We start from the raw sequence: 984 nt of genomic DNA on the forward strand, positions 1-984 counted from the left end.
TGTCGTCCCTTTCCTACGAGTTCCCACGGCCGCAGCGCGCCGCGGCGCCTCCGGCCACGAAAAAAGCCACCGGGGCCGAGGGCCCCGATGGCTTCGATGTCTGTTGTGCCGCGGCGCGAGGCGCCGCGGAGATCAGTCGATCAGTTGCAGTACTGCGGCGTGACGTCGTCGCAGACCACGCCTGCGGTCGCACCAACGGCTGCACCGACCATGCCGTCACCACCGACCGCGCGGTCGATGAGATAGCCCGAGCCAGCGCCGATGGCGCCACGGCTGAGGTCCGAGCTTTCGCAAGCTGCGACGGTGAAGAGGCCGAGGATTGCGGCGACGCGGATGGCGGTCTTTGCCATGTTGGAAACTCCCTTTGTTCCGTTCTGGTCGTTGAAACGATCAGAGCATAAACGCCAGATTTCCCGGGGAGGTTCCACCGAAATCCGTCACCGCGCGCAAAAGCGGCGGCCCGGCGCCGAAATTGGGCGGAAAGCCGCGCGGCGACCGTCACACGTCGGGAAGAAGGGGCGGACGGCCGACCAGGGGATAAGTCGGGCCGTCCGCAAGGGGAAGGGTAACGGTGAATGAGGGGCGCCCTGCGAGGGCGCCAATCAACTCGCAACAACCTTACGTTGCACGAATGATCCCCCCCCGCAAAGGCGAATCTGATGCACACGCGCAGATCGGCGCTTTCCCGCCAATCTGCAACCATGGATTGTGCAATCACTCCCAATCCCCGTCCTCCTCAAAGGCCTCGGGGAAGGACGCGCGGGCGGCCTGCTCGTTGATCACGAGCAGCGAGTCGTAGCTCTCCGGATCGAAGGGATCGTCGTAGGGGAGCACCTCGCGGCCGAACAGCCAGGACAGCCGTCCCGCGTCGAGATTGCCGCGTTCGAAGGGCTGGTCGCCGAAGTGTTCCCACAGCGCCGCCATGAAGGCGAGGTCGGCGCGCTTGTCCACGGCCTTGCGGTCGCGATAGCGTTCGCGACGCAC

Annotated in this window: 2 protein-coding genes; both read right to left on the bottom strand. The window is 65.7% G+C overall.

Annotation, left to right across the window (positions count from 1 at the left end; all coding sequences use genetic code 11):
• Positions 1–140 precede the first annotated feature (140 nt).
• The gene (locus HC022_RS27490) at positions 141–350 is read right to left on the bottom strand and encodes a hypothetical protein (RefSeq protein ID WP_008886164.1); all 210 of its coding nucleotides are present in this window, start codon (positions 348–350) and stop codon (positions 141–143) included.
• A 364-nt stretch (positions 351–714) separates the two neighbouring features.
• On the bottom strand, positions 715–984 hold a 270-nt coding region (locus tag HC022_RS27495), incomplete at its 5' end, for a hypothetical protein (RefSeq protein WP_167454488.1).

It is taken from the genome of Salipiger sp. HF18 (assembly GCF_011806505.1).
GTDB classification, from domain to species: domain Bacteria; phylum Pseudomonadota; class Alphaproteobacteria; order Rhodobacterales; family Rhodobacteraceae; genus Salipiger; species Salipiger thiooxidans.

Coding starts and splice junctions, on each gene's coding strand:
- HC022_RS27490 (WP_008886164.1), bottom strand. CDS start 350: ATGGCAAAGACCGCCATCCGCGTCGCCGCAATCCTCGGCCTCTTCACC.